Source organism: Streptoverticillium reticulum (assembly GCF_047456005.1).
In the GTDB taxonomy this organism is placed as follows: domain Bacteria; phylum Actinomycetota; class Actinomycetes; order Streptomycetales; family Streptomycetaceae; genus Streptomyces; species Streptomyces reticulum.
The window spans coordinates 2,206,955-2,223,600 of sequence record NZ_CP179755.1 but is presented as its reverse complement, the minus strand read 5'-3'; the positions used below and the strand labels follow the sequence as shown (position 1 = coordinate 2,223,600).

Annotated in this window: 11 protein-coding genes; 9 read left to right on the top strand and 2 right to left on the bottom strand. The window is 69.1% G+C overall.

Annotated features, from left to right (window positions below; genetic code table 11):
* Positions 1 to 155: 155 nt before the first annotated feature.
* Positions 156 to 4,028, bottom strand: coding sequence for a GH92 family glycosyl hydrolase (locus tag ACMATS_RS10010; protein ID WP_414167717.1), 3,873 nt, complete (start codon positions 4,026 to 4,028; stop codon positions 156 to 158).
* Between the two features lie 391 nt (positions 4,029 to 4,419).
* Between ACMATS_RS10010 and ngcE the strand changes: the two genes are divergently transcribed.
* The 8 genes from ngcE to ACMATS_RS09970 all read left to right on the top strand — a co-directional run bounded on the left by ngcE (position 4,420) and on the right by ACMATS_RS09970 (position 13,460).
* Positions 4,420 to 5,853 carry an N-acetylglucosamine/diacetylchitobiose ABC transporter substrate-binding protein gene (ngcE, locus tag ACMATS_RS10005; RefSeq protein ID WP_390778289.1) on the top strand — a complete coding sequence of 478 codons (1,434 nt, stop codon included), beginning with the start codon at positions 4,420 to 4,422 and terminating at the stop codon, positions 5,851 to 5,853.
* Positions 5,854 to 5,891: 38 nt separating this feature from the next.
* Positions 5,892 to 6,809 (top strand): carbohydrate ABC transporter permease, encoded by a 918-nt coding sequence (locus tag ACMATS_RS10000; RefSeq protein WP_391151029.1) that lies wholly within the window; start codon positions 5,892 to 5,894, stop codon positions 6,807 to 6,809.
* Entirely contained in the window at positions 6,809 to 7,714 is a 906-nt protein-coding gene (locus ACMATS_RS09995; protein WP_391151031.1) for a carbohydrate ABC transporter permease, read from the top strand. The genes ACMATS_RS10000 and ACMATS_RS09995 overlap by 1 nt, the downstream gene beginning before the upstream one ends.
* Positions 7,715 to 7,850: 136 nt before the next feature.
* Complete coding sequence (locus ACMATS_RS09990) at positions 7,851 to 8,702, top strand: helix-turn-helix domain-containing protein (RefSeq protein WP_391151034.1); 852 nt, start codon at positions 7,851 to 7,853, stop codon at positions 8,700 to 8,702.
* A 146-nt stretch (positions 8,703 to 8,848) separates the two neighbouring features.
* Positions 8,849 to 10,048: an ROK family transcriptional regulator gene (locus ACMATS_RS09985; protein WP_336416902.1), complete on the top strand. Its 1,200-nt coding sequence runs from the start codon at positions 8,849 to 8,851 to the stop codon at positions 10,046 to 10,048.
* 211 nt (positions 10,049 to 10,259) lie between these two features.
* Positions 10,260 to 11,363: a substrate-binding domain-containing protein gene (locus tag ACMATS_RS09980; RefSeq protein ID WP_414167716.1), complete on the top strand. Its 1,104-nt coding sequence runs from the start codon at positions 10,260 to 10,262 to the stop codon at positions 11,361 to 11,363.
* A gap of 28 nt (positions 11,364 to 11,391) precedes the next feature.
* Positions 11,392 to 12,177, top strand: coding sequence for an ATP-binding cassette domain-containing protein (locus ACMATS_RS09975; RefSeq protein WP_390778284.1), 786 nt, complete (start codon positions 11,392 to 11,394; stop codon positions 12,175 to 12,177).
* Positions 12,174 to 13,460: a sugar ABC transporter permease gene (locus tag ACMATS_RS09970; RefSeq protein WP_391151038.1), complete on the top strand. Its 1,287-nt coding sequence runs from the start codon at positions 12,174 to 12,176 to the stop codon at positions 13,458 to 13,460. Before ACMATS_RS09975 ends, ACMATS_RS09970 begins: the two co-directional genes overlap by 4 nt.
* 68 nt (positions 13,461 to 13,528) lie before the next feature.
* On the opposite strand, the gene ACMATS_RS09965 is transcribed toward ACMATS_RS09970, so the two are convergent.
* Positions 13,529 to 15,523, bottom strand: a complete 1,995-nt coding sequence (locus ACMATS_RS09965; protein WP_414167715.1) for a putative Ig domain-containing protein — start codon at positions 15,521 to 15,523, stop codon at positions 13,529 to 13,531.
* Between the two features lie 235 nt (positions 15,524 to 15,758).
* Here ACMATS_RS09965 and ACMATS_RS09960 point away from each other — a divergent pair, with 235 nt between their 5' ends.
* Positions 15,759 to 16,562 carry a TrmB family transcriptional regulator gene (locus ACMATS_RS09960; protein ID WP_414167714.1) on the top strand — a complete coding sequence of 268 codons (804 nt, stop codon included), beginning with the start codon at positions 15,759 to 15,761 and terminating at the stop codon, positions 16,560 to 16,562.
* Positions 16,563 to 16,646: the final 84 nt, after the last annotated feature.

Here is a 16,646-nt window from a genome sequence, read left to right as displayed (position 1 = left end):
CGTCACCATGTACTGGTCAAGGCCCGGTTGGGTGGGATACGATCTTGGTCAACTCGTCCCGGACGTACGGGGTGGGGAGTGGTGTCGGCTTTGCGGGCAGTGTGTGCATGTCGGTGCTGCTTCGGTGCCGCTCCGGTACTGCTGACGAGGGGTCATCAGCGATCCCCCCGTCCCGCCAGCAGCTCCACCTCCGCCAATGTCCCCGTACCCCCCACCACCCGCAGTCGGTACCGCCCGTACGCCCCCGCCCGCGTCACCTGGAACACCCGGGTCTGCCGGTTCCAGGCAAAGGACTCCCCGTCCCGCCTGTCGACCTCCGCCCACGTCTCCCCGTCGTCCGCCGAGCCCTCCAGCACCCAGCTCCGCGGGGCCCGGCCCCGGTCCGTGCCCGACGTCAGCGTGTAGGACGTCACCGGCCCCGCACCGTCCAGCACCTCCAGATCAGCGGTCGCAAAAGTCGCCTCCGTCCGAGACGAGTTGTCCGTCAGCGGCGAGCTCCCCGGTACCGTCACATCCACCGCCGGCGACGGCACCCGGCCCTCGTCCCGTGTGATCGACGTCGGGCCCGCGTCCGCCCCCGCCCCCCACTTCGACGGCTTCAGGCCCATCGTGAACTCCAGCGTGCCGCCCGCCGCCACCACCGCATGCGGCAACGCCGTTGAATTCCACGGCTTTCCGTTCACCTTCACGCCTTGCACGTACACATTCCGTGCGCTGTTGCCCGGTGCGTGGATGACGAAGTCCTTCCCGTTCTCCAGGTGCACCGTCGCCTTCCTGAACAGCGGTGAGCCGATCGCGTACTCGCCCTCGCCCATCACCAGCGGATAGAAGCCCAGCGCGCTGAACACGTACCACGCCGACATCTCGCCGTTGTCCTCGTCGCCCGGGTATCCCTGGCCGATCTCGCTGCCCAGGTACAGACGTGACAAGACCTCCCGCACCTTCGCCTGCGTCTTCCACGGCTGGCCCGCCGCGTCGTACAGGTACGCAATGTGGTGCGACGGCTGGTTGCTGTGGCCGTACATGCCCATGCGGACGTCCCGCGCCTCCGTCATCTCGTGGATGACGCCCCCGTACGAGCCCGCGAATTCCGGGGCTCCCGTCTCCGGAGTGGCGAAGAACTCGTCCAATTTCTCGGCCAGTCCGGATCTCCCCCCGTACAGCGCCGCCAGGCCCCTCGTGTCCTGGACCGCCGTGAAGGCGAAGTTCCAGCCGTTCGTCTCCGTGTAGTCGTAGCCCCACACCCGCGGGTCGTACTCCTCCGGGGGCAGGCGCCATTCGCCCTGCTCGTCCTTGCCCTGGAAGAAGCCGATGCGGTGGTCGAAGAGGTGGACGTAGCCCAGCGCGCGGTTGAGGAAATACTCCGACTCCTCGCGATAGCGCTGCTGGTGCGTCTTCTTGTACAGCGCCTCACCCATCTTCGCCAGGCCGAAGTCGTTCAGGTAGCCCTCCACCGACCACGAAACGCCCTCCGGCGTCTTCGTGTTCGTGTAGCCCAGGAACGGGGACGTGTCCATTCCCTTGCGGCCCACCCCCGGGTTGTCCGGCGCCACCGTCGCGTTCTTCAACGCGGCCTCGTACGCCGCCTCCCCGTCCAGCGCCACGCCCTTCACGTACGCGTCCGCAAACGCGACGTCCGAGCTCGTGCCCGTCATCAGGTCCGCGTAGCCGGGGGAGGACCAGCGGGAGATCCAACCGCCGTCCTTGTACTGCTGGATGAAGCCGTTGGCCATCTTCGCCGCCTGTCTCGGCGCGAAGAGCGCATACGCCGGCCACGCCGTGCGATACGTGTCCCAGAAGCCGTTGTTGACGTACACCTCGCCGTCCACGATTTTCGCGCCCGTACGAGTGGGAGTGTTCTCGCCTGTCGGCGGGGAGAACGGGCTCGCGTAGCGCGCTACCGGCCGCGCCGCCGTGCCCGTGTTCTCGTAGCCCGAGTTGGGGTAGAGGTACAGGCGGTACAGGTTCGAATAGAGCGTCGTCAGCTGGTCCTCGGTCGCGCCCTCCACCTCGATCCGGCCCAGCAGCGCGTCCCACGCCGCCCGCGCGCGGTCCCGCACGCCCTCGAACGTCGCGCCCTCCGGGATCTCCTGGGCGAGGTTGGCCTTCGCCTGGTCGATGCCGATCAGGGACGTTGCGATGCGCAAGGTGACCGTACGGGCCCGGAAGCGCATGTAGCCCGCGACGCCTCTCGTGTCACCGCCCCCGCTCGCCGTCACCGGTGCGTCGAAGACCCCGTACACGAACATCCGCCCCGCACCCGTCGACAGGCCGCTCTTGACGTCCGTCCACGCGCTGAACGCCGAGTGCTCCGGGTCGAGCGTCAGGCCGCCCTCCCGCCGGACGTTGTCGAGGATGACGGACGCGTCCGCCCCCGGGAACGTGAAGCGCATCATCGCCGCGTGGTCGCTCGGGGCGATCTCCGCCCGCAGGCCGTTGTCGAACGTGACGCCGTAGTAGTGCGGGCGCGCGGTCTCGTGCTCGTGGCGGAAGGGGAGGGCGCGTGCCTTGCGCGCCGGATCCGGGACGCCGCCCGCCGTCGACGGCATCACCTGGAACGTCTGCCGGTCGCCCATCCACGGGCTCGGCTCGTGGCTCGCGCTGAACGCCTGGATCGTGGGGAGGTTGTCGTCGTTGTTCGCGGCCGCGTACTGGTACAGCCAGTCCGTCGAACCGGCGTTGGTCACCGGGGTCCAGAAGGTGAAGCCGTGCGGGACCGCGGTGGCGGGGAAGGTGTTGCCGCGGGAGAAGTTGGAGCTGGAGTTGGTGCCGCGGGTGGTGACCGCCCGGTCCGCGGGGTGGGCCGGAGGGTGCTCCTCCGGGGCCGGTGCGATCGAGACGTCGTCGATCCAGCCGCGGAACTTCGCCGGGCCGACGGGGGAGTCGTACGCCACCAGGATGCGGGCGACGGTCTTGCCGGCGGCGACCTGGCCGATCCGGGACTCCTTGTTGTTCCACTGGTTCACGTACAGCGTCTTCGACTCCGCCTGGCCCTGCGGGGTCAGCGGCGCGCCGTGCTGGTCGACGGCGCCCAGCCGGCTGAGGTAGGTGCCGTCCGTGAAGGCCAGGTCGAGCGCGACGTGGGTGGCCGGGTAGCGCGGGTCGCGCTCGGGCATGGCGGGGAAGACCTTGTACGCGAGCACGGTCTGCGGGGTGACCTCGGTGTGCACGGCGAAGACCTTGTTGTACGAGTACGCGTGGCCGGTGGCCAGGTGGGTGCCGCCGTAGCGCAGGGCGTGGGTGCCGGTGAAGCCCGCGTGGGCCTTGGCGGTGGGTGAGCCGGTGGGGCCGCGGTCGATGTAGCTGCGCATCTCGGGGGGCGGGGGCGGGCCGGCGTCGGCGGTGGCGATCTGGACCTCGGCGAGCTGGGTGATGGCGTCGCCGTTGTTGCGGGTTATCTCCAGGCGGTACTGGCGGTACGGGTGGTCCGGCTCGAAGGCGAACTCCCGGGTCTGCTGACGGCGTTCGAAGGTCTCGTCCTCGCGTGTGTCCAGGGCGGTCCAGGACTTTCCGTCGTCGGAGCCGAGGAAGGTCCAGTCCCGCGGGTCGCGGGCGGGGGCGTCGTTGGCGGAGGTCAGAGCGTAGCGGACGGCCGCTACGGGCTCGGACAGCTGGAACTCCAGCCAGGCCGTGCGCGCGAAGACCAGCCATTTGGTGGCGCTCTCGCCGTCGATCAGGTTCTCCTTGACCTCGCCGGCCTCGGTGTTCTCGCCGCTCGCGCGGACGGCGGTGACCTTGCCGGTCGCATTGCCGGGGATGCCGCTGGTGTCGCTGCCGTCGACGCCGGAGGCGAGCTTGTGGCCGCCGGGCCCCGTCTCGACCGTATTGAGCCAGTCGGGCTGCGGCTCGCCGGGCTCGAAGGAGGAGGCGAAGCGCTCCTGCCCGGCTCCGGCGGTGCGCCCGGCGGATGCCGCCATGGCGTTGCTCCCGGTCATCTGAGGGGTAGTCATCAGCAGAGCCGCCACGACGAGGACCGCGAGGGCGGTCCACCGCCGGTGCCCGGGACGGAGTCCGAGTCTGTGTCGCATCCCTCGCCTCTCCACGCAGCAGACAACGTTGTCACCCCGTATTGCGCAGTGATAAGTAGGGCGTGAGACGTCAGTGGTGTCAAGAGTCCCGAGGGCGGTGTCGTCAGGGCGGCCGGGGGTGCTGACGAGGTCTCAACTCGGGAAAGACTGACGGCCGAAGCTGTCCACGATCTTGCCCAGTTGATCGGAGTGGACTATACCTGTCCGCGCACCATCAGCACGTCCGGCACGTCATCATCATCACGTACTGAGCATGTACCCAGCACGCCACGCACCAACGCTTCAACTGACCCGCGGTGTCGGGCCCTTCGTACGGCGAGTCCTCGACGGCGAATCGGCAAGGGGAGACCGGTGCACCGCCTGAGTCCTGTGGGAGAGCGAGGACTTGCGCATGGGAACCACCCCGGAATTCAGCCGGCGTGATCTGATCAAACGGGCGGCCGCGGCCGGACTGTTCGCGGTTCCGGCGATGAGCGCGCTGAGCGCCTGCGCCAGCAGTGGCGGCGGCAGCGGTGAGAACCAGGTGGACAAGGGGAAGAAGAGCGCCAAGAATCCTCTGGCCGTCAATGAGACCGCGCCGCTCGACGTCGTCATCTTCAACGGTGGCTTCGGCGACCAGTACGCCAAGGACGCCGAGGCGGCGTACCTGTCCGCCTTTCCCAAGGCCCGGGTCAAGCACGCCGCCACGCAGGACATCCAGACCGAGCTGCAGCCCCGGTTCAACGGCGGCACCCCGCCGGACCTCATCGACAACTCCGGTGCCAAGCAGATGGACATGGGCACGCTCGTCGGAAAGCAGCAGCTGACCGATCTCAACGCCCTGCTGGACGCGCCGTCCTTCGACGACCCCGCCAAGAAGGTGCGCGACACCCTGCGCCCCGGCGTCGTGGAGATGGGGCAGTTCGAGGGGAGCGAGACCTGGATCCTCTACTACGCCTACACGGTGTACGGCGTCTGGTACTCGAAGACCAATCTGCAGAAGCTCGACGCCCAATACCCCGAGACCTGGGACGACATGCTCAAGGTCTGCGAGGCGGCGAAGAAGAAGGGCATCGCCGGCTGGACGTACGCCGGAAAGTACCCGTACTACCTGCCCTTCAGCCTCTACCCCTTCATCGCCAAGATCGGCGGTGTCGAGGTGCTGAACCGCATCGACAACCTGGAGCCGAACGCCTGGAAGGACCCGGCCGTCAAGGCCGCCTTCGACGCGTACTACGAGCTCTACAAGAAGGGCTACATCCTCCAGGGCACGCCCGGCCTCACCCATATCGAGTCCCAGACCGCGTGGAACGAGGGCAAGGCGCTGTTCATCCCCAATGGTTCGTGGGTGGAGAACGAGTCGAAGAAGACCACGCCCAAGGACTTCCGGATGGCCGTCGGGGCGCCGTCCAGCCTCGACAAGAACGACAAGATGGCGTTCGGCACCCTGTGGGCCGCGGGCGGCGAGCCGTTCATCGTGCCGAAGAACGCCAAGAACCCGCAGGGCGGAATGGAGTTGCTGCGGGTGATGCTCGGCAAGAAGTCCTCGCAGAACTTCGTCCAGAAGGTGTCCTCCCTCACCTCCTTCAACGGCGGCACCGAGGGGCTCGCGCTCCCGCCGGGGCTCGCCTCCTCCCAGGAGGCCCTGGCCAAGGCCGGGAAGAACGTCGTCAACCCCCGTATCCAGGACTGGTACGTGGCCCTGCAGAAGGAGAAGATCGGGGTGGGGGCGCTCGGCGAGATGATGGCGGGCCGGCTGACCCCGGACGAGGCGATCACGAAGATCCAGCGTTTCGCCGACGAGACGGCCAAGGACGACTCCGTCAAGAAGTACAAGCACAAGTAGGCGCTTGAGCACACACGCACGGATCGGGGTCGGAGGGCATGCAACACGGCAAGTACCGCTTCATCGTGGGGTTTCTGGCCCTGCCCCTGGCGATCTACGGGATCTTCGTGATCTCGCCCTTCGTCCAGGCCATCTACTACTCCTTCACGGACTGGACGGGCCTGAGCCCCGACTTCGCGGTGACGGGTTTCAAGAACTATCAACGGCTGTGGAACGACGAGGTGTTCTGGAAGGCCGTGGGACACAATGTCCTGCTGCTTCTGGTGCTGCCGGTGGTGACGCTCGGCCTCGGGCTGTTCTTCGCGTTCATGCTCAACGTCGGCGGCCGCCGCAGGAAGAACGCGGCGGTGGCCGGGGTGCGCGGCTCCGGTCTCTACAAGGTCGTGTACTTCTTTCCCCAGGTCCTCTCGATCGCCATCGTCGCCCTGCTCTTCCAGTTCGGCTACAACCCCAACAGCGGTGCCCTCAACTCCCTGCTCCGGGCGGTCGGTCTGGGGTCCGTCCACCCGGAGTGGCTGGGCGATCCGCGGCTCGCGCTGTGGTGCGTGATGGCGGTGATGGTCTGGAGCAACGTCGGCTTCTACGTCGTGCTGTTCTCGGCCGGCATGAGCTCCATTCCGAAGGATTTCTACGAGGCCGCACTGCTGGACGGCGCCAACCGCCTCCAGACCTTCTTCCGCATCACGCTGCCGCTGCTGTGGGACACGGTGCAGACCGGCTGGGTCTACATGGGCATCATGGCGCTCGACGGATTCGCGGTCGTGCAGATCATGACCGTGGGACCGGGCGGGCCGGACTACTCCACGGAAGTGCTGTCCTTCTACCTCTACACGAAGGCGTTCCGGGACGGGCAGGCCGGATACGCCACCACGCTCGGGGTGGCGCTGCTCATCGTCACCCTCCTCTTCGCGGGCATCGTGATGAAGCTCGGCCGGCGCGAACGACTGGAGTACTGATGCCCGTACGCGATTCCCGACGGACCGAGCAGCGGCGGACCGAGCAGCAACGGACCGAGCAGCGACGGGCGGGCGGCGAGGGGCGGGTGCTCAACGTCTTCTCGCACGGGGTCCTCGTGCTGTGGGGACTGATGGTGGCGCTGCCGCTGCTGTGGGCGGTGATGAGCGCCTTCAAGACCGACAAGGAAATCTTCACCTCGCCCTGGGCGCTGCCGGGCCGGCTGCACTTCGACGCCTGGGGGCGGGCGTGGTCCCAGGCGCACATGAGCCAGTACTTCCTCAATTCGCTGATCGTCGTGGCGGGTTCGCTGTTCGGAACGATGCTGCTGGGGTCGATGGCGGCCTATGTGCTGGCCCGTTTCGAGTTCCCCGGGAACCGCCTGGTCTATTTCCTCTTCGTGGGCGGGATGAGCTTTCCTATCATCCTGGCGCTGGTGCCGCTGTTCTTCGTGATGAAGAACATGCAGCTGCTGAACACCTATCCCGGGCTGATCCTGGTCTACATCGCCTACTCGCTGCCGTTCACGATCTTCTTCCTCAGCGGCTTCTTCCGGACGCTGCCGTCGTCGGTGGCGGAGGCGGCGCTGATCGACGGGGCGTCGCACACCCGGACCTTCTTCCAGGTGATGCTGCCGATGGCCAAGCCGGGGCTGATCAGCGTCGGCATCTTCAACTTCCTGGGCCAGTGGAACCAGTACCTGCTGCCCACGGTGCTCAACGTCGGCGACGAGAACCGCAAGCTGCTGCCGCAGGGCCTGGTGGCCCTCGCCGTGAACCAGGGCTACCGGGGCGACTGGTCGGGGCTGTTCGCGGGGCTGGTGATGGCGATGCTGCCGGTGCTCGCCGCGTACATCGTCTTCCAGCGGCAGGTGCAGGCGGGGCTGACGGCGGGTGCGCTGAAGTAGGCGGTGCCGGGGAACCACCCCCGACTGCATAAATTCGCCATGTCTCTACCCCTGTGGGTGACTGTGCGCTCCGCGTTCCTGCAGGCAGACTCCTTGTCCCATAGAGGGAGGGGCCCACAGGGGGAGGGGGAACGCCATGGGACGGAAACCGCCACCGACCATCCGGCAGAAGCGGCTGGGCGCCGAGCTGCGTCGGCTGCGCGAGGCGGCCGGCATGTCGGGGGAGCACGCCGCGGCGGCGCTGGAGTGCGGGCAGGCGAAGATCAGCCGGATCGAGACGGGTGCGAACGGCATCCGGCCGTTCGAGCTCCGCGGCCTGCTGAAGGCCTACGGGGTCACGGACCAGGAGCTGATCGAGTCGCTCGTGGAGATGGCGAAGGAGGGACGCCGCCAGGGCTGGTGGAACCAGTACGCGAAGGCCTTCCCCGGCATCGTGGACCTGGCGCACCTGGAGTCCACCGCCGTGTGCATCCGCACCTGGCAGACCGTGCTCGTCCCCGGCCTGCTCCAGGCGCCGGGCTATATGCGCGCACTGTTCCGGCGCGGCCGGCGCGCGTACACCGAGGCCGAGGTCGAGCAGTGCGTGCAGGCCCGGACGGCCCGGCAGCAGGTCTTCGAGAAGGCCGATCCGCCGGAGTACCGGGCCGTGCTCTACGAGGCGGTGCTGCACGCGTGCGTGGGCGGGGAGACGGTGATGCGCCGGCAGCTGGAGCACATCGCGGAGCTGGCGGAGAGCGGGCGGGTCTCGGTGCGGGTCGTGCCGTTCGGCAGCGGGGCGCACGGCGGGCTGGACGGTTCGTTCGTGCTCTACGGCACGGCGTGCCCGGGGATGGACGTCGTCCTCATGGACGGGCTGGCCGGGCCCACCCACCTCGATCAGGAGGAGGAGGTCCGGCGGTACCGGGGCGTCTTCGACGGCCTGACGTCCCTCGCGCTGGATCCTGCGCGGTCGCTGGAGATGATCAGGAAGCACACGGTGCGGCCGTAGGCCCCGCACCCCTTCGGGGCGCGGTTTCGGGGCGTGCCGCCCCCGTACGATGAGGGGTCGGTTGTTTCCGGACCTTGACGTGAGGCAACCCGGACGGCTGAGCTTAGAGTTCAGATGTTGTAGAAACGGCTTGGGAGTGGATGGGCGTGGAGACTCCGGGTTCGCAGTCGTCGCTGCACCGGGCCAACCTGGAGCGCGTCGTGCGCGCGGTGCGCATGGCGGGGTCGCTGACCCAGGCCGAGATCGCCCGCACCACGGGCCTGTCCGCCGCCACGGTCTCCAACATCGTCCGGGAACTGAAGGACGGCGGCACGGTCGAGGTGACGCCCACCTCCTCCGGCGGGCGGCGGGCCCGCAGCGTCTCGCTCTCCGGTGACTCCGGGATCGTCGTGGGCGTCGACTTCGGCCACACCCACCTGCGCGTCGCCGTCGGCAACCTCGCCCACCGGGTGCTGGCCGAGGAGGCCGAGCCGCTGGACGTGGACGCCTCTGCCGAGCAGGGCCTGCAGCGGGCCGAGCAGCTGGTCGGGCGGCTGATCACGGCCGCCGGGATCAGCCCGGGCAAGATCGTCGGGGTGGGGCTGGGCGTGCCGGGGCCGATCGACGTGGAGTCCGGGGTGCTGGGCTCGACCGCGATCCTGCCGGGCTGGGTCGGCACCAACCCCCGGGAGGACCTCGCGGCCCGGCTCGGCGTCCCCGTCCACGTCGACAACGATGCCAACCTCGGCGCCCTCGGCGAGCTGGTCTGGGGCGCCGGCCGCGGGGCCACGGACCTGGCCTACATCAAGGTCGCCAGCGGCGTGGGCGCCGGACTGGTGATCAACGGGCGGATCTACCGGGGCCCGGGCGGCACCGCCGGGGAGATCGGGCACATCACGCTGGACGAGTCCGGGCCGGTGTGCCGCTGCGGCAACCGCGGCTGCCTGGAGACGTTCGCCGCCGCCCGGCACGTGCTGCCGCTGCTCCATTCGGCGCACGGCACCGACCTGACCGTGGCGCGCATGGTCGAGCTCGCGCGCGCGGGCGACCCCGGCTGCCGGCGCGTGATCGGGGACGTCGGGCGGCACATCGGCAGCGCCGTGGCGAGCCTGTGCAATCTGCTCAACCCGAGCCGCGTGGTGCTCGGCGGGGAGCTCGCGGAGGCCGGCGAGCTGGTGCTCGGGCCCATCCGCGAGTCGGTCTCGCGGTACGCGATCCCCAGCGCGGCACGGCAGTTGGAGGTCGTGCCGGGGGCGCTGGGCGGCCGCTCCGAGGTGCTGGGCGCGCTGGCGCTGGTGCTGAGCGAGATGGGCGACTCGAGCCTGCTGGAGGAGACCCGTCCGGCGGACGCCCCTGCGCTTGCCTGACGGGCGCCGCGGTGGTCCGATGGCTCTGACCATCCTGCGGTTTCACCCCTGGCTTCGCCCTTGGTTCCGAGTGCTTTGAGTTCACAGAGGTAACGAATGGCATCGTTGCCATGTCGTTAAGACGCTACTTCTTGACGCTTTCTGGGCTGCGCAGAAGACTTCCAGCCACCTCGGCCGCGATGACGCGGCCTCGTCAGGGAGGTATCTGCACGTGAACACGCATCTGCGCCGTGCCGTTGTGGCCGTGGTGGCGCTCTCCATGGCGGCAGGCCTCGCGGCCTGCGGCAAGGCCAAGGAAGCGGGCGGCGGCTCCACGAAGGGGAAGAAGGGCGCGCTGACGATCGGGCTGTTGCTGCCGGAGAATCAGACCGCCCGTTACGAGCGGTTCGACAAGCCGTTGATCGAGAAGAAGATCAAGGAGCTGGCGGGTTCGGACACCAAGGTCCTTTACGAGAACGCGAAGCAGGACGCGTCGGTTCAGCAGCAGCAGGTCGACACGATGATCACGAAGAAGGTCGATGCGCTGATCCTGGATGCGGTGGATGCGAAGTCGATAGCGAGTTCGGTGAAGAAGGCCGTCGGCAAGGGCATTCCGGTCGTCGCCTACGACCGTCTCGCCGAGGGCCCGGTGAAGGCGTACACCTCGGTCGACAACGAGCGCGTCGGCAAGATCCAGGGCGAGTCGCTGCTCAAGGCGCTGGGAGACAACGCCTCCAAGGGCCAGATCGTGATGATGAACGGCTCCGTCACCGACCCGAACGCGAAGATGTACAAGGACGGTGCGCATTCCGTGCTGGACGGGAAGGTGAAGATCGGGAAGGAGTACGACACCAAGGAGTGGAAGCCGGAGAACGCCAACGAGAACATGAAGGGCGCGATCTCCTCGCTCGGCAAGGACAACATCGTCGGCGTCTATTCGGCCAACGACGGTATGGCGGGCGGCATCATCACCGCGCTCAAGAGTGCAGGCTTCGACAAACTCCCTCCGGTCACCGGCCAGGACGCCGAACTCTCGGCAGTGCAGCGGATTCTGACGGGCGAGCAGTACATGAGCGTCTACAAGCCCTACAAGCCCGAGGCCGACGCAGCCGCCGGACTGGCCGTCGCGCTCGCCCGCGGCGAGAAGCTCGACGACATCGCCACATCGACGGTCGACAGCGGCTCCGAGAAGAAGATCCCCGCCATCATCGTCACGCCCTTCGCCCTGACCAAGGATGCGATCGGGCAGTACGTGGGCAAGGAGGGCTTCTTCACCCTGAGCGAGATCTGCACGCCCAGGTACAAGGCGGACTGCGACAAAGCCGGTCTGAAGTAGAGCGCGCGGCAAAGGGAGTTGATGCGTCATGTCTGCTGCACCCGTGCTGGCGTTGCGTGGGATTTCCAAGCGGTTCGGTGCCGTCCAGGCGCTCACCGAGGTCGATCTGGAGGTCCGTGCCGGTGAGGTGGTCGCCCTGGTGGGTGACAACGGTGCCGGAAAGTCCACCCTCGTCAAGACGATTGCCGGAGTGGGACCGGCCGATGACGGGGTGATCGAGTGGGAGGGCCGGCCCGTCACCGTCGACCGGCCCCACACCGCCCAGGAGCTGGGTATCGCGACCGTCTACCAGGATCTTGCGCTGTGCGACAACCTCGACGTCGTCGGCAACCTCTTCCTCGGCCGGGAGACGGTGCGCGTGGGGGTGCTGGACGAGGTGGAGATGGAGCGCCGCGCCCGCGAGCTGCTGTCCACGCTCTCGATCCGGATCCCGAGTGTGCGGATCCCGGTCGCCTCGCTGTCGGGCGGGCAGCGGCAGACGGTTGCCATCGCCCGTTCCCTGCTGGGCGAGCCCAAGGTCGTCATCCTCGACGAGCCCACCGCCGCCCTCGGCGTCGAGCAGACCGCGCAGGTCCTGGACCTGGTGGAGCGGCTGCGCGAACGCGGTCTGGCGGTGATCCTCATCAGTCACAACATGGCCGACGTCAAGGCCGTCGCCGACCGCGTCGCCGTCCTCCGCCTCGGCCGCAACAACGGCACGTTCGAGGTGCGCAGCACCAGCCAGGAGGAGATCGTGGCCGCCATCACCGGCGCCACCGACAACGCCGTCACCCGCCGCCGGGCGCGTGCCGCGGAGGGGGAGGGGGAGCAATGACCACGGACCTCACACCGGCCGAGGACAACGGCCGTCCGCAGGAGGCCCCGCCCGCCGCCGTCGCCACGGCCGTCGATCCGCGGCTGCTGGTCCGCCAGGAGGGATTCGCGGGCTACTGGAGCGAGTTCGGGCGCAAGCTGCGCAGCGGTGAACTGGGTTCGCTGCCCGTGGTGGTCGGGCTGATCGTCATCGGCCTGGTCTTCCAGCTGAAGGACTCCGCCTTCCTGGGCGCCGAGAACCTCTCCAACCTCTTCGTCACCGCTGCCGGCACCGGACTGATCGCGGTCGGCATCGTCTTCGTCCTCGTCCTGGGCGAGATCGACCTCTCCGTCGGCTCGGTCAGCGGACTCGCAGCAGCCGTCTTCGCGGTCCTCAACGTCCACCACGGCATGCCGGAATGGCTCGCCCTGGTCGTCTCTGTCCTCTCCGGCGCGGTCATCGGTGCCCTGCACGGCTTCTTCTTCGCGCGGATCGGTGTTCCGGCGTTCGTCGTCACCCTGGCCGGACTGCTCGGCTGGAACGGCCTGATGCTCCAGGTGCTCGGCTCCGACGGCACCATCAACCTCGACGACTCCGGGTTGGTCGCCCAGCTGACCAACCACTACTTCACCGACATCTCCGCGGCCTACGGCCTGGCGACGGTCGGGGTCGCGGCGTTCTTCTGGTTCTCGTACCGGGACAGCAGGCGGCGGGAGGCAGCCGGGGTACCCAGTCGGCCGCTGAGCGAGATCGTGCTGCGCACGGCCGTGCTCGCGGTGCCGGCGTTCGTGGTGGCGTGGCTGTTCAACCAGTACAAGGGCCTGCCGCTGGCCGTGGTGATCTTCCTCGGGGTGGTCGTCGCCTCCGACTTCGTGCTGCGGCGCACCCGTTACGGGCGCACCGTCTACGCACTCGGCGGCAGTGTGGAGGCGGCCCGGCGCGCGGGCATCAACGTGGCGGCGGTGCGGATCTCGGTGTTCGCGCTGTCCGGCACGATGGCGGCCCTCGGCGGGATGTTCCTGGCCTCGCAGATCAACGCCGCCAACCAGTCCTCCGGCGCGGGCAGCCTGCTGATGAACGCCATCGCCGCCGCCGTCATCGGCGGCACCAGCCTCTTCGGCGGCCGCGGCCGGACGTGGTCGGCGCTGCTCGGCGTGCTGGTGATCCAGTCCATCGCCTCGGGCATGGCGCTGCTGGGCATCGCCTCGGCGGTGCAGTACATGATCACGGGCGCGGTGCTGCTGGCCGCCGTCGTCATCGACTCGGTGTCGCGGAAGACGCAGAAGACGGCGGGGCGGGTGTAGGACCGCGCCGCGCCCCGTAACACGATGGGCCCGGACCCCCAACGGTCCGGGCCCACCGCTGTGTTCGCTCAGCTCACATCGAGCGCGGTGTCGTCAATGACGAAGCTGGTCTGCGCGGAGGCGTCCTCCGTGCCGGTGAACTTGACCGTCACCACCTGTCCTGCGAAGGAGGACAGGTCGACGGACTTCTGGACGTAGCCGGGTTTGGCGTCCAGGTTGGACCAGGTGCCCACGGTGGTGGAGTTCGCCTGGAGGGTGAGCTTGTCGTACGCGGTGGTCGTGCTGGTCTCGTCGGTGTCGATGTGCAGCCAGAAGCTCAGCGTCGCACGGCAGTCCGCCGGCACGGTCACGGTCTGCGCGAGTGTGTCGGTGTGGGCGGAGCCGTAACCGTCCAGCCACGCCTTCCAGTTGCCCGAGTGCGCAGGCTGCGAGGCGCTGTTGTCGATCACGCCGGAGGCGGCGGTCCAGGGGCTCGCGGTGCCGGTCTCGAAGCCGGGGTTGCCGAGCAGCTGGGCCGGGGTGCAGGTGCCGCCGCCCGCGGGCTTGACGGTCCAGGTGAACGAGGCGCTGCCGCTCGCCTTGGTGGCGTCCTGGGCGGTCACGGTGACGTTGAACGTGCCGGCGGTGGTCGGGGTGCCGCTGATCAGGCCGGTCGATGCGTTGATCGACAGGCCGGCCGGCAGCCCGGCGGCGCTGTAGGTCAGCGTCTGGGTGGTGTCGGAGTCGGTGGCCTTGACCTGGAGGGAGACCGGCGAGCCGGCCGTGGAGGTCTGGTCGCCCGGACCGGTCACCGAGATTGTGTTGCCGCCGGTGGAGCCGGAGGTGAAGGCAGCGGTGCCGTTGGGCGTGCCGAGGCCGGTGGGTCCGTCGTAGCCCGGGCCCGCGGTGCACAGGTACGCCGGGGTGCAGCTGCCGTTGGCGCCGCTGGTCACGTCGTTGAGCGCCGACGGGTTGGCGTACGGGTACGAGGCCGGGTAGCTGTTCGCGGCGGGGGTGCCGGCGAGGGCGTACACGGAGGCGATGATCGGCGACGAGGCGCTGGTGCCGCCGTACACGTTCCAGCCGCTGGCCTGGTAACTGTCGTAGACGGCGAGGCCGGTGGCCGGGTCGGCGACGGCCGAGACGTCGGCGACGGTGCGCTTGCTGCAGCCGGTGTCCTTCTGCCAGGTCGGCTTGGGGTCGTACACGGAGCAGCCGGAGCCCGCGCCTTGTCCGCCGGAGCTGGAGCCCCAGGCCGACTCGGTCCAGCCGCGGCTGTTGCTCGCGCGGCTGAGCGAGGTGCCGCCGACGGCGGTCACGTACTGGGACGCCGCCGGGTACTCCACGCCGTAGCCGCTGTCGCCGGAGCTGACGGTGATGGCGACGCCGGGGTGGTTGAAGTAGGAGGAGTCGGAGGCCGGGTCGGTGCTGTCCTCGGGGCCGCCGTAGCTGTTGGAGACGTATTTGGCGCCCATGGCGACCGCTCGGTTCACGGCGGTGCCCAGGTCGGCCATGGTGGCGCTGTTGGCCTCGACGAGCAGGATGTGGCACTGCGGGCAGACGGCGCTGACCATGTCGACGTCGAGGGATATCTCGCCGGCCCAGCCGGAGTCGGCCGTCGGATAGCTGGTGCCGCCGTTCTGGTCGGCCTTCCGGAAGCAGCCGTTGGCGGTGGTGCAGGCGGGCAGGCCGTACTGGGAGCGGTAAGTGGCCAGGTCCTGCTCGGCGTTGGGGTCGTCGTACGCGTCGACGATGGCCACGGTGGCGCCGGCCCCGGCGTTCGCCGGAAGCGCGTACGCGGTCCTCAGGTCGGACGGGCCGTAGCCGGAGGGGGTGATGTCCGGGGAGATGCCCAGGTGCTGCTTGACGTCCGTGCGGGCCAGGGCCTTGCAGGCCATCCGGCCGGGGGTGGTGCTCTGCGAGCACAGGTGCTCGGCGTGGGCGCCGCCCGGGGCGGCGGACGCGTTCGCCGCGGGGGCGGCGGCGAGGAGGCCGCCGGTGACCAGGGCTGCGAGGGACAGCAGGGCGGTCGTGGCGCGGCCGGTGGGCCGCCGGGATCCGGGGGATCCGGGTCTGGATCTCATCGATGGCACGGAACAGCCCTCCATGGGGGGTGTCGCCTGCGGAGAGGGCAGGCGGGCCGATGAATGGCGAGGGCATGACAATCACGCCCTCGGAAAAGTGCCACCCCGGTGAGTGGTGGCACTGCCCAGAAAGTAGCGATGCCCTATCCGGCCGACAACCGCCTTACGGCAAAGGCTTGTTATGGGAGCAGTCCCGGCAGGTCCCCCGTGATCGCCGGCGGCTAGCGTGGTCGTCATGGAGCCGGAGCAGGAAACCGTCGCCGGCCTCGTGGCGCTCGGGCTGTCGCGCTACGAGGCGCGCGTCTACCAGGCCCTGGTCAGACGCGAGGCGTTCACGGCCGCCCAGGTGGCCCGCGAGGCCGGGGTGCCCCGCCAGCGGATCTACGACGTCCTGGACGCGCTCGCCCGCAGCGGACTGGCCACGGCCCACGGCGGACGGGTCGCCACCTGGTCCGCCGTCGCCCCCGAGCTGGCGCTCACCCGGCTGATGGCCCGCCGCAGGGAGACGCTCGAAGAGCTGGAGCGGGTCTCGGCCGGACTCGCGGCGGCCCTGCTGCCGCTGTGGACCGACGGCCGCACGCACACCGACCCGCTGGACTACATCGAGGTGCTCCGCGACCCCGGCTCCATCGCCGACCGCTTCGCCGACATCCAGACCCAGGCCACCGGCGAACTCCTCACCTTCTGCCGGCCCCCCTTCGTCGCCCCCACCCGCAACACCGCCGGCATCAAGGCGGCCCGCCGCATCAGCCGCGAGGGCGGCACGGTCCGCGCCGTCTACACCAGGGAGGCGCTCGACGACCCGGAGCTGAGGGAGAGCGTCCTGCGCTTCGGCCAGGCGGGGGAGGAGGCCCGCTTCGCCGCGGAGCTGCCGCTGAAGCTCGTCGTCGCCGACGCCTCGCTCGTCCTGTGCGACATGCCCGATCCGGTGGCCGGCACCGGATCCACCACCGCCCTCTACATCGAGCACCCGGCCCTGGCATCCTGTCTCCGCCTCGCTTTTCAGACGGTTTGGGACCGTGCTGAGCCGAACGCGTGACATAGGTCGCATTACCCGTTCACCGTGATCGCGGACGGAAGATTAGACTCGACGGGATCATTAGTCAGCGTCGACCGACACTCA